This window comes from Streptomyces flaveolus, from assembly GCF_014648815.1.
Classification (GTDB): Bacteria; Actinomycetota; Actinomycetes; order Streptomycetales; family Streptomycetaceae; genus Streptomyces; species Streptomyces flaveolus.
The window spans coordinates 1-25,865 of the sequence record NZ_BMRV01000009.1; the positions used below are offsets into that span (position 1 = coordinate 1).

Sequence of the window (25,865 nt, forward strand, 5' to 3'; positions counted from 1 at the left end):
GTTAGGGAAACGCCCGGTTACATTCCGAACCCGGAAGCTAAGCCTTTCAGCGCCGATGGTACTGCAGGGGGGACCCTGTGGGAGAGTAGGACGCCGCCGAACAATCATTCAAAAGGGTTGGACCCCGAACTTCGGTTCCGGGTCCAACCCTTTTTTGTTGTGCGTCACTTGACGTTCACGTGGCGCGACCAGCATCGTCGGCATGAGTACTGCTGCCATGCTCAGGGCCGCCGGCGTAGGCGTCGGTGACGAGGTCGTCGTGGCCGCCTTCGGGAACGCGGAGGTCGCTGAACACGTGGCCCTCATCGGCGCGTTGCCGGTGTTCGCCGACATAGATCCGGCGACGTACTGCCTGGACACGTCCGCCGTGGAGGCGGCGCTGACACCCCGGACCGCGGCCGTCGTCGCCGTACACCGCTTCGGGCGGCCGGCGGACATGGCTCGGCTGCACGAGGTCGGGCAGCGGTACGGGCTGCTCGTCCTGGAGCAGGGGGAGTCCGACGGGCCGTACGACGACATAGCGCAGCGCAGGGAGCGGGCGGCCTACCTCGACGGGAAGTTGAAGGGCGTGCGCACCCCCGACGGAGGCGACGGGCACACCTACCAGCAGTACGTGGTGCGGGTGCCGGGCAACGGCCGGCCCGACCGGGACGCATTCGCCCGGGCCGTGCGGGTCAGGGGAGTCGACTGCCGGGTGCCGGTGCAGACACCTGTGCACCGGCTGCCCGGGTTCCGGCGTTGCGTGTCCTTGCCGGAGACGGAGCGGGCCGCCGACGAGACCCTCGCGCTGCCGGTGGACGCCTCGCTGACGAAGCGGGACATGCAGCGGATCGTGTCCGCCTGCAATGCACTGGGCGGGCTGCTGCAACCCGCGCACTGAAAGCCGTGTTGGGAGCACCCGTCTGTTCGGGGTATGATCTATTCCGTTGCCGCGGGGGAAACCTCGAAAAGGCGACAGGCCCCTATAGCTCAGTCGGTAGAGCGTCTCCATGGTAAGGAGAAGGTCAACGGTTCGATTCCGTTTGGGGGCTCCACAGCAGAAAGGCCCCGCCCATCGGGCGGGGCCTTTCGCATGCCCTGGTCCGGTGTGTCAGTCCGCGTGCGGCTCCGGCACCCGCATCGCCAGGATGGCCATGTCGTCGGACGGCGCGTCCGACGCGAAGCGCTCCACGGCGCGCATGATGCGGGCCGCCACCGCGCCCGCCGTCAGGCCCGTGCAGGTGGTCAGGACGTCGGCGAGGCCGTCGTCACCCAGCATGCGCGTGCCCTCGCGGCGCTCCGTGACGCCGTCCGTGACGCAGAGCATCCAGGGTGACCGTCTGCTCGTAGAGCTCCAGGTCCTCCAGGACGCCGAGCAGCGGCTGCGGTTCGGCAGCCGGTTCCACCGTGCCGTCCTGGCGCAGGCGCAGGGGAAGGGGATGGCCGGCGCAGACGACCTTCAGCTCGGCGCTGCCGTCCTCCTGCGGGCGCATCTCGCCGTAAAGGAGGGTGAGGAAGCGGCTGCGGGCGCCCTCGTCGAGGATGGCGGAGTTGAGGCGCTCCAGCACCGCTGGCCCGCTCAGTCCCTCGCGGGCCAGCAGGCGCAGGGCGTGCCGGGCCAGGCCCGTGACCGCCGCCGCGTTCGGGCCCGTACCGCAGACGTCGCCGATGGCGAAGCCGTAGGCGCCGTCGCTGATGGGGAAGAGGTCGTAGAAGTCGCCGCCGACCTCGTTGCCCTCGCCGGCCGCGCGGTAGATGACCTCGACCTCGACGCCGTCGATCAGGGGGAGCTCCGGCGGCAGCAGGCTGCGCTGGAGGGACTGGCTGATGGCCGTGCGCTCCGAGTACAGGCGGGCGTTGTCCAGGGCCAGGGCGGCTCGGCGGGACAGGTCCTCGGCGAGTTCCAGGATCTCCTGGCGGAAGTGCTCGTCGGTGGGCTTGCCGAGGGTCAGCATGCCGATGACGCGGTTGCGGGCGACCAGGGGCAGGACGACGGTCTCGCCGCCGACGGCGGAGGCCGTGGCCAGCGTCGGGCCGATGCCGGAGCTGACCTTCTGGGTGGGGCCGCCGCTCAGGCCGAGGCTGCGCATGGAGCTGCGCAGCGCCGCCTGGTGCGCGACCTCCGCGGGAGCCGTCCAGACGCGGGCGCCCGGGGTGGGCACCGGGTCGGGCGGGTCGATCTTGGAGAGCAGGGACTTGATGCCGTCGATCAGTTCCTCGTCCTCGTGCAGGACGTACGACAGGTACGGGTCCGAGGCCTGGTCGGCGATCGTGTAGACGGCGCACCAGGTGGCCAGGGTCGGGACCGTCATCTGTGCCATGAGGGCCAGGGTCTGGTCACGGTCCAGGGTGCCGGCGAGGAGGTCGGAGGCCTCGACGAGGAAGCTGAGCGAGCCGCGGCGCAGCCGCTCCAGCTCGCCCAGGCGGGCCGACTCGACGGCGAGGGCGATGCGGTCGGCGGCGAACTGGAGACGCAGGGCCTCCTCGTTGGAGTACCGGCCGGCGGATTCGGCCGCGACGCCGAGGGAGCCGGTGAGGCGGCCCTCGACCTTGAGGGGGACGGTGACGACCGAGCGCATGCCGGTGCCGTTCAGCAGCGGGACGGCACCGGGGACCACGGCGAGGTCGTCGTGGACGGCGGGCATGCGCGCGGAGCCGTAGCGGCCGGGGCCCGCCTCGACGGGGACGCGGGCGAAGCGCTGGCGGGCGGAGGGCAGGCCGGTGGAGGCGCGGACCTCCAGCTCCGTCTCGTCGTCGGTGGCTAGCAGCAGGAAGGCGGCGTCGGCGTCCAGCATGTCGCGGGCGCGTTCGACCGTGCGCTGGAGGAGGCCGTCGAGGTCGTCCGGGGCGGGGGAGCCGATGAACACCTCGAAGGGGTCGGTGCTCTGGCCGTCGGAGGAGCCGCCGGAGTCGGAGGCGGGCACGCGCAGCGGTGTCTGCAGCACGGCGCGCTCGTCGTCCCGCACGAGGAGGCAGACCGTGGAGGGTTCCCCACCGGCGTCACGGACGCGCAGGTGGGAGGCGTAGACCGGGGTGACGCGGCCGTTGGCGCCCCTTATGCCGTAGCTGCCCTCCCAGCGGGAGAGCTGGAGTGCCTCGACGATGCCGGTGCTGGTGCCCGGGGTGTGCGGCCAGGCGGCGAGGTCGGTCAGCGGCTTGCCGGTGACCTGCTCGGCCGGGTAGCCGAAGAGCTCCTCGGCGTCCTCGTTCCAGGCGGTGATGGCGCCGGTGCGGTCGATCTGGACGACGGCGACACGGACGCGGCCGTCGGCGACGGGCAGCAGCTCGGCCGGGAGGGCCGGGCCCGCGGAACGGGTACCGACCGCGCGTGCGGGCAAGTCCAGCTGGAACCAGACGTTCTTGTGCGTGGGTGTGTACTCGACGCCCCAGTGGCCGGCGAGGGCCGCGCAGAGCTGGAGGCCGCGTCCGCCCTCGCGGTCGGGGCTGCCCATGTTGACGGCCGAGCCCTGGATCGGCACCTCGCGCTCGGGGTAGCGGTCGCCCACCTCGATGCGCACGCCGTCGTCACTGCGCAGGCACACCACGTCGGCGGCGGTGCCGGCGTGCACGACGGCGTTGGTCACCAGTTCGCTGGTGAGCACCACGGCGTCGTCGACGATGTCGGCATGGCCCCAGCCCTGGAGGGTGTCGCGGACGAAGGAACGTGCGCTCGCCACCGATCGTCCGACGGGCTCGAAACTGGCGGCCGCGCGCGCGGTGATCACAGAACTCCTCGACCCTCTCTCCACGTCCACGTGCACGTGCACGGCCTCATGGCCGACCGGCTCGTGCCGCTGCTGCGGCAGGCCGTCCGTCGGCCCGTGATCCGGGGGCTGCTCCCCCGGGATCAGTCCGGTGGTCATGTGTCCGGCCGCCCCTCCGTGCCCGCTCGTCTCGTGCCACCGCCCAGGCCGGACAGAACCGGCATGGCTGGACAGCCGCATGCAAGGTTACTTACCTTCGCCGCCCCCGCGGATGCCGGTCTGCAGTGTTTCCGCCCAGAGGGTGTGCGGACGATGTGCGAAGCTGCCGAACTGTTATGGCCTGGTTCGGCCGGGGTGAAACACTGGGCAGGCTTCCTGTGTGCGTCCGGGCAGGCCGAATGCCGAGCGGGCTCCATGGGCAGCAGCCCTGGCAGTGGCCCGGCCAGCCGGGCCGGAGCACGCGGCGGCACAGGAAGCGCGCGGCAGTAACCGGTCACCGTGAGGTGCGCCGGGCACAAGCAGTAACGGTCGACCCCTGCGGGAGGGACACAGTGGAGTCTGGCGCAGCGACGCGGGCCACGAAGACGCGCGCGAAAGGCGGACAGTCCCTGAGTAAGCAGGGCAAGACACGAGGCGGTACGACGACGGTCGACACGGCGGCGCTGAACCGCCTGCTCACGGCGCTCGTGGCCATGCGGGAGGGGAACTTCCGCAAGCGGCTCACGGTGTCCGGGGACGGCGTGATGTCGGAGATCGCGGCGGTCTTCAACGAGGTGGCCGACCGCAATCTGCATCTCACGGGCGAGCTGGCCCGGGTGCGGCGGATGGTCGGACGCGAAGGAAAGCTCACGGAGCGGCTGGAGACGGGGGCCTGCGAGGGGTCCTGGGCGACCGCGATCGACAACTCCAACGCGCTCGTGGACGACCTCGTGCGGCCCGTCTCCGAGGTCAGCCGGGTGCTGTCGGCGGTGGCGGACGGCGACCTGTCGCCCCGCATGGAACTGCGGACGCAGACGGTGGAGGGCTCCGGGCATCCGCTGCGCGGGGAGTTCCTGAAGGTCGGACGGACCGTGAACAACCTGGTCGACCAGTTGTCGACGTTCACGGACGAGGTCACGCGGGTGGCCAGTGAGGTCGGTACCGAGGGCAAGCTCGGCGGGCAGGCCCAGGTGCGCGGCATGTCCGGGTCCTGGAAGGACCTCACGGACTCCGTCAACACGATGGCGTACCGGCTGACCGCGCAGGTGCGGGACATCGCACTGGTGACGACGGCCGTGGCCAAGGGGGATCTGTCCCGGAAGGTCACGGTTCACGTGGCCGGCGAGATGCTGGAGCTGAAGAACACCGTCAACACGATGGTGGACCAGCTCTCCGCGTTCTCCTCCGAGGTGACGCGTGTCGCCCGTGAGGTGGGTACCGAGGGCGCGCTGGGCGGTCAGGCGCAGGTGCCCGGGGTGGCGGGTGTGTGGAAGGAGCTCACGGACTCCGTCAACACCATGGCCGGGAACCTGACGGCCCAGGTGCGGGGGATCTCCGAGGTGACGACCGCGGTCGCCAACGGTGACCTGTCGCTGAAGGTGACCGTGCCGGCGCGCGGCGAGGTCGCGCAGCTCGCCGAGACGATCAACCAGATGACCGAGACGCTGCGGATCTTCGCGGACGAGGTCACGCGGGTGGCCAACGAGGTCGGCGGTGAGGGGCAGCTCGGCGGTCAGGCGAACGTGCCGGGTGCGGCGGGGATCTGGAAGGACCTGACCGACTCCGTCAACACCGTCTTCCGGAACCTGACCACTCAGGTGCGTGACATCGCCGCGGTGACGACGGCGGTGGCCAACGGGGACCTGTCGCAGAAGGTCACGGTAGACGTGGCCGGCGAGATGCTGGAGCTGAAGAACACCGTCAACACGATGGTGGACCAGTTGTCCTCCTTCGGGGCCGAGGTCACCCGCGTGGCCCGGGAGGTCGGTGTCGAGGGTGAGCTGGGCGGCCAGGCGCAGGTGCCGGGGGCGGCGGGCACGTGGAAGGACCTCACCGACTCCGTCAACACGGCGTTCCGCAACCTCACCGGTCAGGTGAGGAACATCGCCCAGGTGACGACGGCCGTGGCCAACGGTGACCTGTCGCAGAAGGTCACCGTGGACGTCTCCGGCGAGATGCTCCAGCTGAAGAACACCGTGAACACGATGGTGGACCAGCTCTCCAGCTTCGCCGACCAGGTGACCCGGATGGCGCGGGACGTGGGCACGGAGGGCCGCCTCGGCGGTCAGGCCCGGGTCGACGGGGTGTCGGGCACCTGGAAGGAGCTCACGGACTCCGTCAACTCGATGGCGGGGAACCTGACCTCCCAGGTGCGCAACATCGCGCAGGTGACGACGGCGGTGGCCCGCGGCGACCTCTCCCAGAAGATCGACGTCGACGCGCGCGGGGAGATCCTGGAGCTGAAGAACACCATCAACACGATGGTGGACCAGTTGTCGTCGTTCGCCGAGCAGGTCACGCGCGTGGCCCGCGAGGTGGGCACGGAGGGCCGTCTCGGCGGTCAGGCGCAGGTGCCCGGGGTCGCCGGTGTGTGGCGCGACCTGACCGACTCGGTGAACGGCATGGCCGGCAACCTCACCGCGCAGGTCCGCAACATCGCGCAGGTCGCGACGGCGGTGGCCCGCGGTGACCTGTCCCAGAAGATCACCGTGGACGCGCGCGGGGAGATCCTGGAGCTCAAGAACACGCTGAACACGATGGTGGACCAGCTGTCGTCGTTCGCCCAGGAGGTCACGCGCGTCGCGCGGGAGGTCGGTACCGAGGGCATCCTCGGCGGCCAGGCCGAGGTGCAGGGGGTCTCCGGCACCTGGAAGGACCTCACGCAGTCCGTGAACGGCATGGCCAACAACCTGACCATGCAGGTCCGCAACATCGCCGAGGTCACGACCGCCGTGGCCAAGGGCGACCTGTCCAAGAAGATCACCGTCGACGCCAAGGGCGAGATCCTCGAGCTCGTCACCACCGTGAACACCATGGTCGACCAGTTGTCGTCCTTCGCCGAGCAGGTCACGCGGGTGGCGCGCGAGGTGGGCACCGAGGGCATCCTCGGCGGCCAGGCGCACGTGCCGGGTGTCGTGGGCATCTGGAAGGACCTCAGCGACAACGTCAACCTGATGGCGAAGAACCTCACCGTTCAGGTGAGGAACATTTCCCAGGTGGCCGCCGCCGTCGCCAACGGCGACCTGACGCGGACGGTGACGATCGAGGCGCGCGGTGAGGTCGCGCAGCTCGCCGAGACCTTCAACACCATGGTGAAGACGCTGAGTTCGTTCGCGGACCAGGTCACCAAGGTGGCCCGCGAGGTGGGTACGGACGGCATCCTCGGCGGGCAGGCGCACGTGCCGGGCGTGTCCGGTACGTGGAAGGACCTCACCGAGTCGGTGAACCAGATGGCGTCCAACCTGACCGGTCAGGTGCGCAACATCGCCATGGTCACGACCGCCATCGCCAAGGGCGACCTGACGAAGAAGATCGACATCGACGCGCGCGGTGAGATCCTCGAGCTGAAGACCACGATCAACACGATGGTCGACCAGCTGTCCTCCTTCGCCGAGGAGGTGACCCGCGTGGCCCGCGAGGTGGGTACGGAGGGCCAGCTCGGCGGGCAGGCACGGGTGCGGGACGTGGACGGCACCTGGCGGGACCTGACGGAGTCCGTGAACGAGATGGCCGGGAACCTGACCCGGCAGGTCCGTGCCATCGCGCGCGTGGCGACCGCGGTGACCCGCGGTGACCTGAACCTGAAGATCGACGTGGACGCCTCCGGGGAGATCTCCGAGCTCCAGGACTACATCAACAAGATGATCGCCAACCTGCGCGACACCACGATCGCCAACAAGGAGCAGGACTGGCTGAAGGGCAATCTCGCCCGCATCTCCGCGCTGATGCAGGGCCGCCGGGACCTCCAGGACGTGGCCTCGCTGATCATGAGCGAACTGACCCCGGTGGTCTCCGCACAGCACGGCGCGTTCTTCCTGGCCATGCCGCTGGTCGACGGCCAGGAGCAGGCCGGTGCCGACGACGACCAGTACGAGCTGCGCATGCTCGGGTCGTACGGCTACTCGATGGGGTCCATGCCCACCTCGTTCCGGCCGGGGGAGGCGCTGGTCGGAACCGCCGCCCAGGAGAAGCGGACCATCCTGGTGGAGAACGCGCCGAGCGGCTACCTGAAGATCTCCTCCGGGCTCGGGGAGGCCCCGCCCGCCCAGGTGATCGTCCTGCCGGTGCTGTTCGAGGGGCAGGTGCTCGGCGTCATCGAGCTGGCGTCCTTCACCCCGTTCACGCAGATCCAGAAGGACTTCCTCAACCAGATCGCCGAGATGATCGCGACCAGCGTCAACACCATCTCCGTCAACACCAAGACGGAGGTGCTGCTCAAGCAGTCGCAGGAGCTGACCGAGCAACTGCGGGAGCGGTCCGCGGAGTTGGAGCAGCGGCAGAAGGCGCTCCAGTCGTCCAACGCCGAACTCGAGGAGAAGGCCGAGCTGTTGGCGCAGCAGAACCGCGACATCGAGGTGAAGAACACCGAGATCGAGGAGGCGCGGCAGGTCCTGGAGGAGCGCGCCGAACAGCTCGCGGTCTCCATGCGCTACAAGAGCGAGTTCCTGGCCAACATGTCGCACGAGCTGCGTACGCCGCTCAATTCCCTGCTGATTCTGGCCAAGTTGCTCGCCGACAACGCCGACGCGAACCTGTCCCCGAAGCAGGTCGAGTTCGCCGAGACCATTCACGGTGCCGGTTCCGACCTGCTCCAGCTCATCAACGACATCCTGGACCTGTCGAAGGTCGAGGCGGGCAAGATGGACGTCTCGCCGACGCGGATCGCGCTCGTCCAGCTCGTCGACTACGTGGAGGCCACCTTCCGGCCGCTGACCGCGGAGAAGGGCCTGGACCTGTCGGTGCGGGTGTCGCCGGAGCTGCCCGCCACCCTGCACACCGACGAGCAGCGGCTGCTCCAGGTGCTGCGCAACCTGCTGTCCAACGCGGTGAAGTTCACCGACTCCGGAGCCGTCGAGCTGGTCATCCGGCCGGCCCGGGACGACGTTCCGCAGGGCATCCGGGAACAGCTGCTGGAGGCCGGCTCGATGACCGACCCGGGCGCCGAGCTGATCGCGTTCTCGGTGAGCGACACCGGCATCGGGATCGCGGCCAGCAAGATGCGGGTGATCTTCGAGGCGTTCAAGCAGGCCGACGGCACCACCAGCCGCAAGTACGGCGGCACGGGACTGGGGCTGTCCATCTCGCGGGAGATCGCGCAGCTGCTGGGCGGCGAGATCCACGCGCAGAGCGAGCCGGGACGCGGGTCCACGTTCACGCTCTACCTGCCGTTGCACCCGAGCGAGCTGCCGCCGCAGGGTTACCCGCAGGCCATGCCGTCCCTGGAGACGGGCGAGTCGTCGGCCTCCTCGAGCGCCCCGGCCGAGCTGCCGGAGACCCAGGTCGAGACGCCGGCCGAGGTGAAGTCGTACCAGGACGTGCAGAACGGTGCCGCGGCGCTGTTCCGGCGCCGCCGCAGGGCCGTGCCGGAGGCCGACGAGCAGGTGGCCCCGCAGGAGCGGCGGCCGGCCGGCGGGCAGGACACGGTGTCGCAGCCGCACCGGAGCATCAGGTTCGGCGGCCAGAAGGTGCTGATCGTCGACGACGACATCCGCAACGTCTTCGCGCTCACCAGCGTCCTGGAGCAGCACGGCCTGTCCGTGCTGTACGCCGAGAACGGCCGGGAGGGCATCGAGGTGCTGGAGCAGCACGAGGATGTCGCGGTCGTCCTGATGGACATCATGATGCCCGAGATGGACGGGTATGCGACGACCACGGCGATCCGTCGGATGCCCCAGTTCGCCGGGCTCCCGATCATCGCGCTGACCGCCAAGGCGATGAAGGGTGACCGGGAGAAGGCGATCGAGTCGGGCGCCTCCGACTACGTCACGAAGCCGGTCGACCCCGACCACCTGCTGACGGTGATGGAGCAGTGGATGCGGGAGGAGTGAGCGGCACGTCCGGGCGGCAGTGTGCGAACGTGGTGTCCGTGGGTGTGGCGTGGCACTTCGGCGTTCACGCGGAGTTGCTGACTCAGTGTGCTCGAAGTCGTGTAGAAGTACGGGATTCGGGGAACCTTCTGGTCTCCCGCCGCGTTTGTGCTACGTACACAGTGACATCGCGGTGACAGGGTGTGGCGACAGGCGGGGTGCGGCTACGATGACCGGCACAAGGACGGGCGACGCAAGGGAGTCGCCCCCTGGGGCGGCGCCCGCCGGTGCTGCCCCAAGTCCTGCGGACAGGGGAGGCCCCACGCCGGGGCGAGGAGGGCGGGCCATGGTGCAGAAGGCCAAGATCCTCCTGGTCGATGACCGGCCGGAGAATCTGCTGGCGCTGGAGGCGATCCTCTCGGCGCTCGATCAGACGCTGGTGCGGGCATCGTCCGGGGAGGAAGCGCTCAAAGCACTGCTCACGGATGACTTCGCGGTCATTCTGCTGGACGTCCAGATGCCGGGCATGGACGGTTTCGAGACAGCCGCGCACATCAAGCGGCGGGAGCGGACCCGGGACATCCCGATCATCTTCCTCACCGCGATCAACCACGGGCCGCACCACACCTTCCGCGGGTACGCGGCCGGTGCGGTGGACTACATCTCCAAGCCGTTCGACCCGTGGGTGCTGCGCGCGAAGGTCTCCGTCTTCGTCGAGCTCTACATGAAGAACTGCCAGCTGCGCGAGCAGGCGGCACTGCTGCGCCTGCAGTTGGAGGGCGGCGGCAAGTCCGCCGGTGTCGAGACCAAGGAGCCGGCGGGACTGCTCGCCGAGCTGTCGGCGCGGCTGGCGGCCGTCGAGGAGCAGGCCGAAGCGCTCTCCAAGCAGCTCGGTGACGAGTCGACCGACGCGGCGGCGGTGGCGACCGCGGCCCATCTGGAGCGCAAGCTCACGGGCCTGCGCCGAGCCCTGGACGCCCTCGAACCGGGTTCCTCCGGAGGCCAGGCCGCGGTGAACTGAGGCTGTCGGTGGGGCGGTCCGTGAAGGCATGTCAGCGTCCGTACCCACCGCGTCAGTTCCGGACTCGCGCGCGGACGACACGAACGGGTGAAGCGGTAGGCACGCGTGTCGACCGCCGCCTCCACCGGTAACCTCACACCTATGGCCTCACGTCCCTCCGCAGCCAAGAAGCAGCCCGCCAAGAAGGCGGCGGCTCCCGCGAAGGCTCCGGCGAGGAAGGCCGCCGCGAAAAAGGCACCCGCGAAGAAGGCGCCCGCCCGGAAGGCCGCGGCGAAGAAGCCCGCGCCCGCCCCGGTGCCCAGCCCCACGGGCGGCGTCTACCGGCTCGTCCGGGCCCTCTGGCTCGGCATCGCGCACGCCGTCGGCGCCGTCTTCCGCGGCATAGGCCAGGGCGCGAAAAACCTCGACCCGGCGCACCGCAAGGACGGCGTCGCGCTGCTGCTGCTCGGCATGGCGCTGATCGTCGCCGCCGGTACCTGGGCCGACCTGAAGGGCCCCGTCGGCGACCTCGTCGAGATCCTGGTGACCGGAGCCTTCGGCCGGCTCGACCTGCTCGTGCCGATCCTGCTCGGCGCCGTCGCCGTGCGTCTGATCCGGCATCCGGAGAAGCCCGAGGCCAACGGCCGGATCGTGATCGGCCTGTCCGCCCTGGTCGTCGGCGTGCTCGGCCAGGTGCACATCGCCTGCGGCTCACCGGCCCGCAGCGCCGGCATGCAGGCCATAAGGGACGCCGGCGGCCTGATCGGCTGGGGCGCGGCGACCCCGCTGTCGTACACGATGACCGACGTACTCGCCGTGCCGCTGCTCGTGCTGCTCACCGTCTTCGGGCTGCTGGTCGTCACGGCCACCCCCGTCAACGCCATCCCGCAGCGGCTGCGGTTGCTCGGCGAGCGGCTGGGGCTCGTCCGCGACCTGGAAACGGACCGGTTCAGCGACGACGACGAGCGGTACGACGACCAGTGGCGCGAGTCGCTGCCCGCGCGTCCCCGCAGGCGCGGGGGACCGCCCGCCGAGCCGTACGACCCCGACGGTGTCGAGCAGGAGGCGCTCGCCCGCCGCCGCGGGCGGCCCCGCCGGTCCGCCGTTCCGCAGCCCGACGCGAACCGGCCGATGGACGCCGTGGACGTCGCCGCCGCGGCCGCCGCCGCGCTCGACGGTGCCGTCCTGCACGGGATGCCACCGTCCCCGCTGGTCGCCGACCTCACCCAGGGCGTGAGCACGGGGGAGCGCGAGCCGACGACACCGACGCCCACGCCGGTCCCGGCCGCGCGCCCGCAGCCCGGGAAGCTCAAGAAGGACCCGACCGGGCAGGACCCGGCCAAGGTGGAGGTCCCCGACCTCACCAAGACCCCGCTGCCGCAGGAGCGGGAGCTGCCGCCGCGTGCCGAGCAGCTCCAGCTCTCCGGTGACATCACCTACTCCCTGCCGGCCCTCGACCTCCTCACGCGCGGCGGCCCCGGTAAGTCGCGCAGCGCCGCCAACGACGCCATCGTGGCCTCGCTCACCACGGTCTTCACCGAGTTCAAGGTCGACGCGGCCGTCACCGGCTTCACCCGCGGCCCGACGGTCACGCGGTACGAGGTCGAGCTCGGGCCCGCCGTGAAGGTGGAGCGGATCACCGCGCTGACCAAGAACATCGCGTACGCCGTCGCCAGCCCCGACGTGCGGATCATCAGCCCGATCCCCGGCAAGTCCGCGGTCGGCATCGAGATCCCCAACACCGACCGGGAGATGGTCAATCTCGGCGACGTGCTGCGGCTCGCGGAGTCCGCCGAGGACGACGACCCGATGCTGGTCGCCTTCGGCAAGGACGTCGAGGGCGGTTACGTCATGCACTCCCTGGCGAAGATGCCGCACATGCTGGTCGCCGGCGCCACCGGATCCGGCAAGTCGTCCTGCATCAACTGCCTGATCACCTCGATCATGATGCGGGCGACCCCGGAGGACGTCCGGATGATCCTGGTCGACCCCAAGCGCGTCGAGCTGACCGCGTACGAGGGCATCCCGCACCTGATCACGCCGATCATCACCAACCCGAAGCGGGCCGCCGAGGCGCTCCAGTGGGTGGTGCGCGAGATGGACCTGCGCTACGACGACCTCGCGGCCTACGGCTACCGGCACATCGACGACTTCAACCGTGCCGTGCGCGAGGGCAAGGTCAAGCCGCCCGAGGGCAGCGAGCGCGAGCTCCAGCCCTATCCGTACCTGCTGGTGATCGTCGACGAGCTGGCCGACCTGATGATGGTTGCTCCCCGGGACGTCGAGGACGCCATCGTGCGCATCACGCAGCTCGCGCGTGCGGCCGGCATCCACCTGGTCCTCGCCACACAGCGGCCGTCGGTGGACGTCGTCACCGGTCTGATCAAGGCGAACGTGCCCTCCCGGCTGGCCTTCGCCACCTCCTCGCTGGCGGACTCGCGGGTCATCCTCGACCAGCCCGGCGCGGAGAAGCTGATCGGCAAGGGCGACGGCCTCTTCCTGCCGATGGGCGCGAACAAGCCGACCCGTATGCAGGGCGCGTTCGTGACCGAGGAGGAGGTCGCGGTCGTCGTCCAGCACTGCAAGGACCAGATGGCGCCCGTCTTCCGGGACGACGTCGTCGTCGGCACCAAGCAGAAGAAGGAGATCGACGAGGACATCGGCGACGACCTCGACCTGCTGTGCCAGGCGGCCGAGCTGGTCGTCTCCACCCAGTTCGGATCGACCTCCATGCTCCAGCGCAAGCTGCGCGTCGGCTTCGCCAAGGCCGGACGCCTGATGGACCTCATGGAGTCGCGGAACATCGTCGGACCGAGCGAGGGTTCGAAGGCTCGTGACGTTCTTGTGAAGGCTGACGAGCTGGACGGCGTGCTCGCGGTGATCCGGGGGGAGTCTGAGGGGTAGGGAACGGTACGCGCGGATCACCTCGCGTGGCGGATCGGGACGGCCGACCGGCCGATCGTGACTCACCCGTTAGGGATCATTGAGCAACCGTTTCCCCATGGCGTACGTCAAGTTGAGGGAAGCGACAAAGAGGTACACCGCCATCGGGACACGAAGCCATACCGATGGCGTACAAGTCCCGCCGTCCGGTTGCCCCACCCGTTTGTACCCCCCCTAGACTGAACGTCCAGCACAGGCGGCTAAACGCTCGAAAGGCGCCCCCGTGTCCATCGGCAACTCCCCTGAAGACGAGCGTCCGATCGAAGGCGTGTCCGAAGACATCTCTGAGGAAGCCCGCCCCTCTGTCGGCCGTGCCCTGCAACAGGCGCGCATCGCCGCCGGGTTGACCGTCGACGACATCAGCAGCGCCACCCGCGTCCGTATCGCCATCGTGCACGCCATCGAGGCGGACGACTTCGCGCCGTGCGGCGGCGACGTCTACGCCCGCGGCCACATCAGGACCCTGGCCAAGGCCGTCCGGCTCGACCCGGCCGAGCTGCTCGCGCAGTACGACGCCGATCACGGCGGACGCCCGGCCCCGACCCCCGCCGCGCCCCTGTTCGAGGCGGAACGCATCCGCCCGGAACGGCGCGGACCCAACTGGACCGCGGCGATGGTCGCCGCGATCGTCGCCGTGATCGGCTTCGTCGGCTTCACCTTCGTCAAGGGCGGCGACGACGGCGGCTCCGAGGCGAGCGTCGCCGAGGGGGCCCAGCCGACGGCCGGCGGGTCCGCCTCCCCGAGCGCCAAGCCGAAGAAGCCGGCCGACCCGAAGCCGGACCCGTCCGAGAGCGCGATCGCCGCCGCGCCCCACGACAAGGTGACCGTCAAGGTCAGCGCCGACGAGGGCCGCAGCTGGATCTCCGCCCACGACCACAACGGCCGGCAGCTGTTCGACGGCCTGCTCAAGCAGGGTGACTCCAAGACCTTCCAGGACAACGAGAAGATCAAGCTGGTCCTCGGCGACGCCGGCGCGATCCAGCTGTACGTGAACGGCAAGAAGATCGAGGACGACTTCCAGCCCGGCTCCGTGCAGCGCCTGACGTACACGAAGGGCGACCCGCAGGTCGGATAAACGGACCGACGGGACGAGTCGCGACGGGGTTGGCCAAGATCGGCCAACCCCGTCGACGTGGGCTGTCGGCGGGACGAAGTAGTCTTGAGCCCATGCCTGAAAGCCGTACCGTCGCACTCGTCACCCTTGGCTGCGCCCGTAACGAGGTGGACTCGGAGGAGCTCGCCGGCCGTCTGGAGGCGGACGGCTGGAAGCTCGTCGAGGACGCCGAGGAAGCGGACGTCGCCGTCGTGAACACGTGCGGCTTCGTCGAGGCCGCCAAGAAGGACTCCGTCGACGCCCTCCTGGAGGCCAACGACCTCAAGGGTCACGGCAGAACCCAGGCCGTGGTGGCCGTGGGCTGCATGGCCGAGCGGTACGGCAAGGAGCTCGCCGAGGCCCTGCCCGAGGCCGACGGCGTCCTCGGCTTCGACGACTACGCCGACATCTCCGACCGGCTGCAGACCATCCTCAGCGGCGGCGTCCACGCCGCCCACACCCCCCGCGACCGGCGCAAGCTGCTGCCGATCAGCCCCGCCGAGCGGCAGGAGGCCGGCGCCGCCGTCGCACTGCCCGGGCACGGACCGGCCGACCTCCCGGAGGGCGTCGCCCCCGCCTCCGGCCCCCGCGCGCCCCTGCGCCGCCGCCTGGACGGCTCCCCGGTCGCCTCCGTGAAGCTGGCCTCCGGCTGCGACCGGCGCTGCTCCTTCTGCGCCATCCCGTCCTTCCGGGGCTCCTTCATCTCGCGCCGCCCGAGCGACGTGCTGAACGAGACGCGGTGGCTGGCCGAGCAGGGCGTCAAGGAGGTCATGCTGGTCTCCGAGAACAACACCTCCTACGGCAAGGACCTCGGCGACATCCGCCTGCTGGAGTCCCTGCTGCCGAACCTGGCCGACGTCGACGGCATCGAGCGGGTGCGCGTCAGCTACCTCCAGCCGGCCGAGATGCGCCCGGGCCTGATCGACGTGCTGACCTCGACGCCGAAGGTCATGCCCTACTTCGACCTGTCCTTCCAGCACTCCGCGCCGAACGTGCTGCGCGCCATGCGCCGCTTCGGCGACACCGACCGTTTCCTGGAGCTGCTGGACACCATCCGGAGCAAGGCCCCCGAGGCCGGCGTGCGCTCCAACTTCATCGTCGGCTTCCCCGGCGAGACCGAGGCCGACCTCGCCGAGCTCGAGCGGTTCCTGAACCACGCGCGGCTGGACGCCATCGGCGTCTTCGGCTACTCCGACGAGGAGGGCACCGAGGCGGCGACCTACGAGAACAAGGTCGACGAGGACGTCGTCGCCGAGCGGCTGGCGCGCGTGTCCCGGCTGGCCGAGGAACTCGTCTCGCAGCGGGCCGAGGAGCGGGTCGGCTCGACCGTGCGGGTGCTCGTGGAGTCCGTGGACGAGGACGGCGTGTACGGGCGTGCGGCCCACCAGGCCCCGGAGACGGACGGCCAGGTGCTGCTCACGGGCGGCGAAGGTCTGAGTGCCGGTCGTATGGTCGACGCGAAGGTGGTCGGTACGGAGGGTGTCGACCTGGTGGCCGAGCCGCTGCCGGGCTCGCCCGCGTGGAGCGAGGAGGCGGCCAGATGACCGGAGTCCCGGCGTCCGCGGCGGGCGGCTCCTCCAGTGCGCGCAGGACCGGCCCGCGCGGTGCCTCGGGCGCGGCGCAGGAACCGGCCGAGCGCAAGACTTCGGGGGGCGCCGTGGAGCGGGGTGCGACCGAGGGCGGTGCCGGCGGGCGCGGCGGCAAGATCGCGGCCGCCGCCGTCAACCAGGCGAGCGTCTGGAACGTCGCCAATCTGCTGACGATGTTCCGGCTGGTCCTCGTGCCGGTCTTCGTGGTGCTGATGCTGGGCAACGGCGGCTACGACCCGGCCTGGCGATCCTTCGCCTGGGCGGCCTTCGCCGTCGCCATGTTCACCGACATCTTCGACGGCCATCTGGCGCGCACCTACAACCTCGTCACGGACTTCGGGAAGATCGCCGACCCCATCGCCGACAAGGCGATCATGGGTGCGGCGCTGATCTGTCTCTCCGCGCTCGGCGACCTGCCCTGGTGGGTCACGGCCGTCATCCTGGGCCGGGAACTCGGGATCACCCTGCTGCGTTTCCTGGTCATTCGGTACGGCGTCATCCCGGCGAGCCGCGGCGGCAAGCTGAAGACCCTCACCCAGGGCGTGGCCGTCGGCATGTACGTCCTGGCACTGACGGGGCCCCTGGCCACCCTGAGGTTCTGGGTGATGGCTGCGGCGGTCGTCCTGACCGTGGTGACCGGACTGGACTATGTGAAGCAGGCCATTGTCCTGCGCCGGCGGGGAATCGCCGAGCGCAGGGCGGCGTTGAAGGAGACTGAAGGTTGAGTTCCACGGCCACCGACGTGGTGCGACTACTCACGGTGAGGGGCGAGACCCTCGCGATCGCCGAGTCGCTGACCGGTGGTCTGGTGGCGGCCGGGATCACCGCGGTCCCGGGGGCGTCGAAGGTCTTCCGGGGTTCGGTGACCGCCTACGCCACGGAACTGAAGCGGGATCTGCTCGGCGTCGACGCCGACTTGCTGGCGGCTCGAGGCGCGGTGGATCCGCAGGTGGCCGCGGAGATGGCGGCCGGCGTGCGCAAGGCGCTGGGAGCCGACTGGGGTATCGCGACGACGGGTGTCGCGGGCCCCGATCCACAGGACGGACAGCCGGTCGGAACGGTCTACGTGGCCGTGCACGGACCTTTCGCACCATGTGACGGTTCCGCCCCTGGCGGAAAAGTGGAGGCGCTGCGGTTGAACGGCGACCGCGCGGAAATTCGTATGGAGAGTGTACGGAGCGTACTCGCGCTTCTTCTGAGGGAGCTTGCGAGCGAACAGACCGGGAATGAGCGGGCACAGGATACGGAACGGAACGGGGGGTTTTGATGTTTGCAGCCCTGAGTGAACACGACATCGCTCCCCGCACGGCCGCGGCGCGAGGCGGTACGGTGGGGCGTGAAGGATGCGGCTACGCGGTCCGAGGAGGGAGCCACCGATGATTCTGCTCCGTCGCCTGCTGGGTGACGTGCTGCGTCGGCAGCGCCAGCGCCAGGGCCGTACTCTGCGCGAAGTCTCCTCGTCCGCCCGAGTCTCACTCGGCTATCTCTCCGAGGTGGAGCGGGGGCAGAAGGAGGCGTCCTCCGAGCTGCTGTCCGCCATCTGCGACGCGTTGGACGTACGGATGTCCGAACTCATGCGAGAAGTGAGCGACGAACTCGCCCTCGCGGAGCTGGCCCAGTCCGCCGCGGCCACGTCGAGCGAGTCCGTGCCCGCGCCGGTTCGTCCGATGCTGGGTTCCGTGTCGGTGGCCGGTGTGCCACCGGAACGGGTGACCATCAAGGCGCCCGCGGAAGCGGTGGACGTCGTCGCCGCCTGAGCGTCTGCGCGTCTGAGCCCGAGGCCCCGGCCAGGGCCTCTCCGGGAGACCGGAGGGGTGCGGTCGGGGTTTTTGCGTGTCCGGGCGGTAGGCGCCGGCCGAGGGCGCGTCCGCCGGTTTGCCGGTCCCTGATGCTGCGGTCATCGTGGAAGGACATGCCCGGGGGAGAACCGACGGAGGTGCGGATGTACGTCGTCAAGAGCCCTTTGTCCGACGCGAATCTCAAGATCGTCTCCGAGGCGCTTCAGGGTGCCCTCGTCGACCTGGTGGACCTGGCCCTGGTCGCGAAGCAGATCCACTGGAACGTCGTCGGGCCGCGTTTCCGCTCCGTGCATCTCCAGCTGGACGAGGTCGTCGGTACCGCGCGCACGCACTCCGACACCGTGGCCGAGCGTGCCTCGGCGCTCGGTGTGTCTCCGGACGGACGGGCCGCGACGGTGGCCGTCGGCAGCGGCATCGGGGTGACGCCCGAGGGCTGGGTGGACGACACCACCGCGGTGGGAACGATCGTCGAGGCGCTGGGCGCGGTGATCACACGGATGCGGGAACGGATCACGGCGACCGGGGAGCCGGACCCCGTGAGCCAGGACATCTTCATCCAGGTCACCGCCGATCTCGAGAAGCAGCATTGGATGTTCCAAGCCGAAAACGGATGACATCGACCGTGCGTCGGGCGGCCGCGCTGGGGCTCGGCGCGCTGTGGTGCTGGGCCGTAGTGCGTGTGGTGCTGGTGCCTGGTGCCGGTGTGGTCGAAGGGGCGGTCGCGGTCGGCGGATGGGGGCTGAGCGTGCTGCCGGTGCACTGTGTCCCCCGGAGTCAGGCGGTGGGGGCTGTGGGTGCGGGGCGGTGGCGCCGGGTCCTGCGGGCGGTGGTGCGGGGGGCCCCGGCCGCGTCGCGTTCCGGGAGGGGTGCGCGGGGCCTGGCGGGCTCCGGTGAGCAATAGCGGGCCGCGGTGGCAGACGCTTTACAGCGGGCGCAGACGCTTTACAGCGGGCGTCGACCGAGCTAACGTACAACCAAATGGTTGTAGATGAGATGGGCGAAGAACGCGTGGACCGCCTGTTCCACGCCCTGGCCGACACGACCCGCCGTGACATCCTGCGCCGCTGCGTGCGGGACGACCTGTCGGTGTCACGGCTCGCCGAGGCCTACCCGATGAGTTTCGCCGCGGTGCAGAAGCACGTCGCGGTACTGGAAGGGGCCGGCCTGGTGACCAAACAGCGCCGGGGGCGGGAACAGCTCGTACGGACCGATCCCGAGGCCCTGGACCGGGCCCGGCAGGCCCTCGACGGGCTGGAGACGGCCTGGCGCGGCAGGGTGGAGCGCATGTCCCACCTGCTCGCCCAGGACACCGACACCGGTGGGCATCATCCGACGGAAGGACAGGACCGATGACCATTACCAGCCTGGACAAGGACGTCGCACATCTGACCCTCACCCTCGTTGCCGACTTCACCGCGCCCGTCGAACGGGTGTGGCAGCTGTGGGCCGACCCGCGGCAGCTGGAGCGCTGGTGGGGTCCGCCGTCCTACCCCGCGACCGTGGAGGAGCACGATCTGACCCCTGGCGGCGACGTCACCTACTTCATGACCGGCCCGGACGGCGACAAGTACCGCGGCTGGTGGCGGATCACCTCGGTCGACGCCCCGACGTCGCTGGAGTTCACCGACGGCTTCGCCGACCAGGACGGTGCGCCGAGCACCACCATGCCGACCATGGCCGTCCACGTGCGGCTCAGCGAGCACGGGGGCGGCACCCGGATGGAGATGCGCTCGGTCTTCGACTCCGCGGAGCAGATGGAGCAACTGGCCGACATGGGCATGGTCGAGGGCCTGCGGCAGGCGGTCGGCCAGATGGACGGGCTCCTGGCCGACTGAGGCACGGGCCCGGCGGCGGACGGGGTCACGTCCCCTTCCGCCGCCCGGCACCGGTGAAGCCACCCGGTCGCGGGGCGGGGCCCGCCTGGCAGGCGGGGCACCAGTACGTCGGGCGCTCACGGGAACCGTCGCCCTGGTCAGCCAGGCGGACGGACGTGCCGCACCGCAGGCACGGGCGGGGCGCACGGCCGTAGACGAACAGGTCCTGGCCGCGCAGGCCCGTCGTGCGACGGACCGGACGGTCGCGGTTGGCCTCCAGGAGCCGCTTGGCGAGCGCGGGCAGCTTCGCGGCCCGGTCGGCGGGCAGCTCGCCGACCGGGAGCCACGGGGTGACGCCGAGCAGGAAACACAGCTCGCACTTGTAGACGTTGCCGATCCCGGCGAGATTGCGCTGGTCGAGCAGGGCCTCACCGAGGGGGCGGGCCGGGTCCTCGCGGAGGTTGGCCAGGGCCTGCTCCGGGTCCCAGTCCGGGCCCAGCAGGTCGGGGCCGAGGTGGCCGACCGCGCGCTGCTCGTCGGCGGTGCGCAGGAGCTCCAGCACCGGCAGGCGGTAGCCGACGGCCGTACGGTCGGCGGTGCCGAGGACGACCCGGATCTGGTGCGCCGGGCCGCCGCTCCAGCGCTGACCGGCGGAGAACACCTTCCAGGCACCGTCCATCCTGAGGTGCGAGTGCAGCGTCAGGCCGCCCTCGATGCGGGTGAGCAGGTGCTTGCCGCGCGGGGTGACGTCCAGCACGGTACGGCCGGTGAGGTCGACCGTCGCGTAGCGGGGCACGCGGAAGTCGCTGCGGGTCAGCGTCCTGCCCGCCAGTGCGGCGTGCAGCCTCTGCGCGGCCTGCCAGACCGTGTCTCCCTCGGGCATGGGTCAAGGGTGACAGGCTCACGCCCGGATGCGCAGGCCGCGGGGGGTGGCGATGAAGCCCGCCTCCTCCAGCAGGGCGCCGAAGGGCGATGTCAGGGCTGTGGCGCCGTTGATCCGTTCCACCGTGACCGTGCCGAGGGAACCCGCGCGGGCGGCGGCGGCGAGGGCCTCCGTGGCCGCGCGCAGCGCCGGGTCCTCGGCCGGCTGACCGTCCGGGTCGGAGGGCCACAGCAGCAGGGTCTTGCCGCCGCGCTCCATGTAGAGCGCCGGCTCCCCCTCCACCAGCACCACCAGGGAGCCCGCCTTGCGGCCCGGTTTGTGCGTGGCTCCGGCCGGGGGTTCGGGCCAGCCCAGGGCCGCACCGTAGGCGTTCGCCGGATCGGCGGCGGCCAGGACGACGGCCCGGGACGCGGGCGAGGGGCGGCCGCGACGGTCGGGGAAACCGGCGTCGTACGAGCCGTGCGGGAGACCGAAGCCGCCCTGCGCGCCACCGCCCCGCGGGCCACCGGCACCCGGTTCCGCGTAGTCGCGCGGGGAGACCTGGTCGCCCCGGGAACGGGGGAGTGGCTGGGCGGATGCGAAGACGTCGGCGGGGCCGCCCAGGGTGCCGGGAGATCCGTCACCGCCCACCACGAAGTCGTCGAAGGGCGAATCGCCGGAGGACCAGTCCGGGGCGGACCCGTCGGGTGAGGGGTGCCCGCCGGCGCCGCCGTTGCCGAAGCCCGCCCGGCCGGGCGGACCGTCGCCGCGCTCACGGGCGTTGGCGACCGCTCGCAACCGGTCCACGGCGCCCTCCATGGCGAACTGAGCGGCGCCGAGCCCCTCCACGACGTAGCCGCGCCGGGCCTGTCCGCTCTCCTCGAAGGCGGCCAGGATGCGGTACACCGCCGAGAAACCGCCCTCGACGCCCTCGGCGGCGACGGCGCCGCGGGTCACCACGCCATGCCGGTCCAGCAGCGTGCGGGCCAGGGCGTGGGCGCGCACCGTGGCGTCGCCCTCGCGGGCCGGGAGCAGCGACCACCGGCCCGCGACCGTCGGCGGGCCGGTGCGGGACGTGGCACGGGCGGCGGCCGTGAGCGAGCCGTAGCGTCCTCGCGGCACCGCGCGCTTGGCACGGTGAGCGGTGGCGCCCGCGGTACGGCCCGAGCCCAGCAGGGCGCGCAGGGGCGAGAGCGTGTCGTTCGTCAGTCGTCCGGACCAGGCCAGGTCCCACAGGGCATCGGCCAGCTGCGGATCGGTGACGTCCGGGTGCGTCGTGGCGCGGACCTGGTCGGCGATCTGCCGGAAGAACAGGCCGTACCCGCCGGAGAGGCTGTCCAGGACGGACTGGTGGAGAGCGGTCGTCTCCAGGGGGTGCGCGGGCGGCAGGAGCACCGGGGCCGCGTCCGCGAGGTAGAGCGAGACCCAGCCGTCCTTGCCGGGGAGGGAGCCCGCACCCGCCCACACCACCTCGCCGGCGGCCGTGAGTTCGTCCAGCATCGCGGGCGTGTAGTCCGCCACCCGGGACGGCAGGACGAGCTTCTCCAGCGCGGACGCGGGCACGGACGCGCCCTGCAACTGCTCGACGGCCCGCACCAGGCCGTCGATGCCGCGCAGGGCGTGCCCCTTGCCGATGTGCTGCCACTGGGGCAGGAACTGGCCGAGCGCGGCCGGCGACACCGGCTCCAGCTCGTGCCGCAGCGCGGCCAGGGAACGGCGGCGCAACCGGCGCAGCACCGTCGCGTCGCACCACTCCTGACCGATCCCGGCCGGATGGAACTCGCCCTGCACGACCCGGCCCGCCGCCGCGAGCCGCTGCAGGGCGCCCTCGGTCACCGCGACGCCCAGACCGAAGCGGGCGGCGGCGGTGACCGACGTGAACGGGCCGTGAGTGCGGGCGTGGCGGGCGAGGAGGTCGCCGAGCGGGTCCTTGACCGGCTCGGTGAAGGCCTCGGGCACGCCCACGGGCAGGGCCGTGCCCAACGCGTCGCGCAGCCGGCCCGCGTCCTCGATCGCCGCCCAGTGATCGGCGCCGGCGATCCGTACCTTGATCGCGCGGCGGGCGGCGGCCAGCTCCCGGGCCCACTGCGGCTCGGCGCCCCGCTCGGCCAGCTCCGTGTCCGTGAGCGGGCCCAGCATCCGCAGCAGGTCCGCGACACCCTCCGGATCCTTGACGCGCCGGTCCTCGGTGAGCCACTGCAGCTCGCGCTCCAGCTCGCCGAGCACGTCCGCGTCGAGCAGCTCGCGCAGCTCCGCCTGGCCGAGCAGTTCGGCCAGCAGCCGCGAGTCCAGCGACAGGGCGGCGGCCCGGCGCTCGGCGAGCGGGGAGTCGCCCTCGTACAGGAACTGGGCGACGTAGCCGAACAGCAGGGAGCGGGCGAAGGGGGACGGCTCCGGAGTGGTGACCTCGACCAGGCGCACCTTGCGTGTCTCCACGTCGCCCATCAGCTCGACCAGGCCGGGCACGTCGAAGACGTCCTGGAGGCACTCGCGGACCGCTTCCAGGACGATCGGGAACGAGCCGTACTCGCTCGCCACCTCGAGCAGCTGCGCGGCGCGCTGGCGCTGCTGCCACAACGGGGTGCGCTTGCCCGGATTGCGGCGCGGCAGCAGCAGCGCGCGGGCGGCGCACTCCCGGAAACGGGACGCGAACAGGGCCGACCCGCCCACCTGGTCGGTGACGACCCGGTCGACGTCACCCTTGTCGAAGACGACGTCGGCCGCGCCGACGGGCGCCTGCTCGGCGTCGTACTCCAGGCCGGGCTTCGACGGTTCCTGGTCGAGCAGGTCCAGGCCCATCAGATCGGCGTCGGGCAGGCGCAGCACGATGCCGTCGTCGGCGTGCATGACCTGGGCGTCCATGCCGTACCGCTCGGACAGGCGGGCGCCGAGCGCGAGTGCCCAGGGGGCGTGGACCTGGGCGCCGAAGGGCGAGTGGACCACGACGCGCCAGTCGCCCAGCTCGTCCCGGAAGCGCTCCACGACGATGGTGCGGTCGTTGGGTACGTGACCGCAGGCCTCGCGCTGCTCGTCGAGGTACGCCAGAACGTTGTCCGCCGCCCAGGCGTCCAGGCCCGCGGTGACCAGGCGCAGCCGGGCGTCCTCCTTGGTGAGGGAGCCGACCTCCCGCAGGAACGCGCCCAGCGCGCGGCCCAGTTCGAGGGGGCGGCCCAGCTGGTCGCCCTTCCAGAACGGCAGCCGGCCCGGTACGCCCGGAGCGGGGGAGACCAGCACCCGGTCGCGCGTGATGTCCTCGATGCGCCAGGAGCTCGTGCCGAGCGTGAAGACGTCCCCGACCCGGGACTCGTACACCATCTCCTCGTCGAGCTCGCCGACCCGGCCGCCGCCCTTCTTGGGATCGGCGCCGGCGAGGAACACCCCGAAGAGCCCGCGGTCGGGGATCGTCCCCCCGGAGGTGACGGCGAGGCGCTGTGCGCCCGGGCGGCCGGTGACGGTCCCCGCGACCCGGTCCCACACCACGCGCGGGCGCAGCTCGGCGAAGGCGTCGGAGGGATAGCGGCCCGCGAGCATGTCCAGGACGGCCGTGAAGGCCGACTCCGGGAGGGAGGCGAAGGGGGCGGCGCGGCGGACGGTGGTGAGCAGGTCGTCGACCTGCCAGGTGTCCAGCGCGGTCATCGCGACCAGCTGCTGGGCCAGGACGTCCAGCGGATTGGCGGGGACCCTCAGGGCCTCGATGGCGCCGCTGCGCATCCGCTCGGTGACCACGGCGGCCTGCACCAGGTCACCGCGGTACTTGGGGAAGACCACGCCCGTGGAGACCGCGCCGACCTGATGGCCCGCACGGCCGACGCGCTGGAGGCCGGAGGCGACGGAGGGCGGTGACTCCACCTGGACCACGAGGTCCACGGCGCCCATGTCGATGCCCAGCTCCAGGCTGGAGGTGGCGACCACAGCGGGCAGGCGGCCCGCCTTGAGGTCCTCCTCGACGAGGGCGCGCTGCTCCTTGGAGACGGAGCCGTGGTGGGCGCGGGCGATCACGGGCGGGGCGCCCTGGGCCGCACCCGAGCCGCCCATGAGCTCGGCGGGGGAGTGGTGCTCGTCCAGGGGCTCGCCGGTCGCCCGTTCGTACGCGATCTCGTTGAGCCTGTTGCACAGGCGCTCGGCCAGGCGGCGGGAGTTGGCGAAGACGATGGTGGAGCGGTGCGACTGGACGAGATCGGCGATCCGCTCCTCGACGTGCGGCCAGATCGACGGGCGTTCGGCGCCCTCCTTGCCCTCGGTGACCGGGGAGCCGCCGAGCTCCCCCAGGTCCTCGACCGGGACGACGACGGAGAGGTCGAACTCCTTGCCCGAGTCCGGCTGGACGATCTCCACCTTGCCGCGGGGGGCGAGGAACCGGGCGACCTCGTCCACCGGGCGGACCGTCGCCGACAGGCCGATCCGGCGGGCCGGCTTCGGCAGCAGCTCGTCCAGCCTCTCCAGGGTGAGCGCGAGATGGGCGCCGCGCTTGGTGCCCGCCACCGCGTGCACCTCGTCCAGGATCACCGTCTCCACGCCGGTCAGCGCGTCGCGCGTGGCCGACGTCAGCATCAGGAACAGGGACTCCGGGGTCGTGATCAGGATGTCCGGCGGGCGGGTGGCCAGAGCCCGGCGCTCGGCGGCCGGGGTGTCTCCCGAACGGATGCCGACCTTCACCTCGGGCTCGGGCAGACCGAGCCGGACGGACTCCTGGCGGATGCCGGTCAGGGGGCTGCGCAGATTGCGCTCGACGTCGACGGCCAGGGCCTTGAGCGGAGAGACGTACAGCACCCGGCAGCGCTTCTTCGGGTCGGCCGGCGGGGGCGTGGAGGCCAGCTGGTCCAGGGCGGCGAGGAAGGCGGCCAGCGTCTTGCCGGAACCGGTGGGCGCGACCACCAGCACGTCCGAGCCCTCCGAGATGGCCTGCCACGCACCCGCCTGGGCGGCGGTGGGCGCGGAGAAGGCCCCCGTGAACCAGCCGCGGGTCGCGGGGGAGAAGCCGTCCAGGGCTCGGTGTGCGGAGCTGACCATGGATCCATCGTGCACCCCGGCACTGACAAACGGCCTGAGCTGGGCGGATGATCCCCGGACGCGGCGC

The 25,865-nt window shown here is 71.2% G+C and carries 14 protein-coding genes, 1 tRNA gene, 1 rRNA gene and 1 pseudogene; 14 read left to right on the forward strand and 3 right to left on the reverse strand.

What is annotated here, in order from left to right:
- The 3 genes from rrf to IEZ05_RS21145 form a co-directional block, all read left to right on the forward strand.
- Nucleotides 1-102, forward strand: a 5S ribosomal RNA gene (gene rrf / locus IEZ05_RS21135); the annotation flags it as partial.
- Nucleotides 103-217: 115 nt separating this feature from the next.
- Entirely contained in the window at nt 218-880 is a 663-nt protein-coding gene (locus IEZ05_RS21140) for a DegT/DnrJ/EryC1/StrS family aminotransferase (RefSeq protein ID WP_189231990.1), read from the forward strand.
- A 78-nt stretch (nt 881-958) separates the two neighbouring features.
- Nucleotides 959-1,034: transfer RNA gene (locus IEZ05_RS21145), tRNA-Thr, on the forward strand.
- Between the two features lie 56 nt (nt 1,035-1,090).
- On the opposite strand, the pseudogene IEZ05_RS21150 reads toward IEZ05_RS21145, so the two are convergent.
- A pseudogene (locus tag IEZ05_RS21150) lies at nt 1,091-3,842 on the reverse strand (SpoIIE family protein phosphatase).
- 392 nt (nt 3,843-4,234) lie between these two features.
- Between IEZ05_RS21150 and IEZ05_RS21155 the strand changes: the two are divergent.
- The 11 genes from IEZ05_RS21155 (at nt 4,235) to IEZ05_RS21205 (ending at nt 19,947) form a co-directional block, all read left to right on the forward strand.
- Nucleotides 4,235-9,709 (forward strand): HAMP domain-containing protein, encoded by a 5,475-nt coding sequence (locus tag IEZ05_RS21155; RefSeq protein WP_189231760.1) that lies wholly within the window; start codon nt 4,235-4,237, stop codon nt 9,707-9,709.
- 325 nt (nt 9,710-10,034) lie between these two features.
- The gene (locus IEZ05_RS21160; protein WP_189231761.1) at nt 10,035-10,709 is read left to right on the forward strand and encodes a response regulator; all 675 of its coding nucleotides are present in this window, start codon (nt 10,035-10,037) and stop codon (nt 10,707-10,709) included.
- A 141-nt stretch (nt 10,710-10,850) separates the two neighbouring features.
- The gene (locus IEZ05_RS21165) at nt 10,851-13,592 is read left to right on the forward strand and encodes a DNA translocase FtsK (RefSeq protein ID WP_189231762.1); all 2,742 of its coding nucleotides are present in this window, start codon (nt 10,851-10,853) and stop codon (nt 13,590-13,592) included.
- Between the two features lie 262 nt (nt 13,593-13,854).
- Nucleotides 13,855-14,706 (forward strand): helix-turn-helix domain-containing protein, encoded by an 852-nt coding sequence (locus tag IEZ05_RS21170; protein ID WP_189231763.1) that lies wholly within the window; start codon nt 13,855-13,857, stop codon nt 14,704-14,706.
- Nucleotides 14,707-14,798: 92 nt separating this feature from the next.
- On the forward strand, nt 14,799-16,268 hold the full coding sequence (rimO, locus tag IEZ05_RS21175) for a 30S ribosomal protein S12 methylthiotransferase RimO (RefSeq protein WP_189231764.1): 1,470 nt from the start codon (nt 14,799-14,801) through the stop codon (nt 16,266-16,268).
- Nucleotides 16,265-17,038 carry a CDP-diacylglycerol--glycerol-3-phosphate 3-phosphatidyltransferase gene (gene pgsA / locus IEZ05_RS21180; RefSeq protein ID WP_189231765.1) on the forward strand — a complete coding sequence of 258 codons (774 nt, stop codon included), beginning with the start codon at nt 16,265-16,267 and terminating at the stop codon, nt 17,036-17,038. The genes rimO and pgsA overlap by 4 nt, the downstream gene beginning before the upstream one ends.
- The gene (locus tag IEZ05_RS21185; protein ID WP_189231766.1) at nt 17,035-17,580 is read left to right on the forward strand and encodes a CinA family protein; all 546 of its coding nucleotides are present in this window, start codon (nt 17,035-17,037) and stop codon (nt 17,578-17,580) included. The genes pgsA and IEZ05_RS21185 overlap by 4 nt, the downstream gene beginning before the upstream one ends.
- 109 nt (nt 17,581-17,689) lie before the next feature.
- Complete coding sequence (locus IEZ05_RS21190; RefSeq protein ID WP_161164858.1) at nt 17,690-18,070, forward strand: helix-turn-helix domain-containing protein; 381 nt, start codon at nt 17,690-17,692, stop codon at nt 18,068-18,070.
- 185 nt (nt 18,071-18,255) lie between these two features.
- On the forward strand, nt 18,256-18,726 hold the full coding sequence (locus tag IEZ05_RS21195; protein WP_161164859.1) for a Dps family protein: 471 nt from the start codon (nt 18,256-18,258) through the stop codon (nt 18,724-18,726).
- Nucleotides 18,727-19,090: 364 nt separating this feature from the next.
- Entirely contained in the window at nt 19,091-19,465 is a 375-nt protein-coding gene (locus IEZ05_RS21200) for an ArsR/SmtB family transcription factor (protein WP_189231767.1), read from the forward strand.
- Entirely contained in the window at nt 19,462-19,947 is a 486-nt protein-coding gene (locus IEZ05_RS21205) for an SRPBCC family protein (protein ID WP_189231768.1), read from the forward strand. The genes IEZ05_RS21200 and IEZ05_RS21205 overlap by 4 nt, the downstream gene beginning before the upstream one ends.
- 25 nt (nt 19,948-19,972) lie before the next feature.
- Here IEZ05_RS21205 and IEZ05_RS21210 read toward each other — a convergent pair whose 3' ends face one another.
- Nucleotides 19,973-20,809 carry an Fpg/Nei family DNA glycosylase gene (locus tag IEZ05_RS21210; RefSeq protein ID WP_189231769.1) on the reverse strand — a complete coding sequence of 279 codons (837 nt, stop codon included), beginning with the start codon at nt 20,807-20,809 and terminating at the stop codon, nt 19,973-19,975.
- A gap of 18 nt (nt 20,810-20,827) precedes the next feature.
- A complete protein-coding gene (locus IEZ05_RS21215) occupies nt 20,828-25,798 on the reverse strand; it encodes an ATP-dependent helicase (protein ID WP_189231770.1) in 4,971 nt (1,656 codons plus the stop codon).
- Between the last annotated feature and the right edge of the window lie 67 nt (nt 25,799-25,865).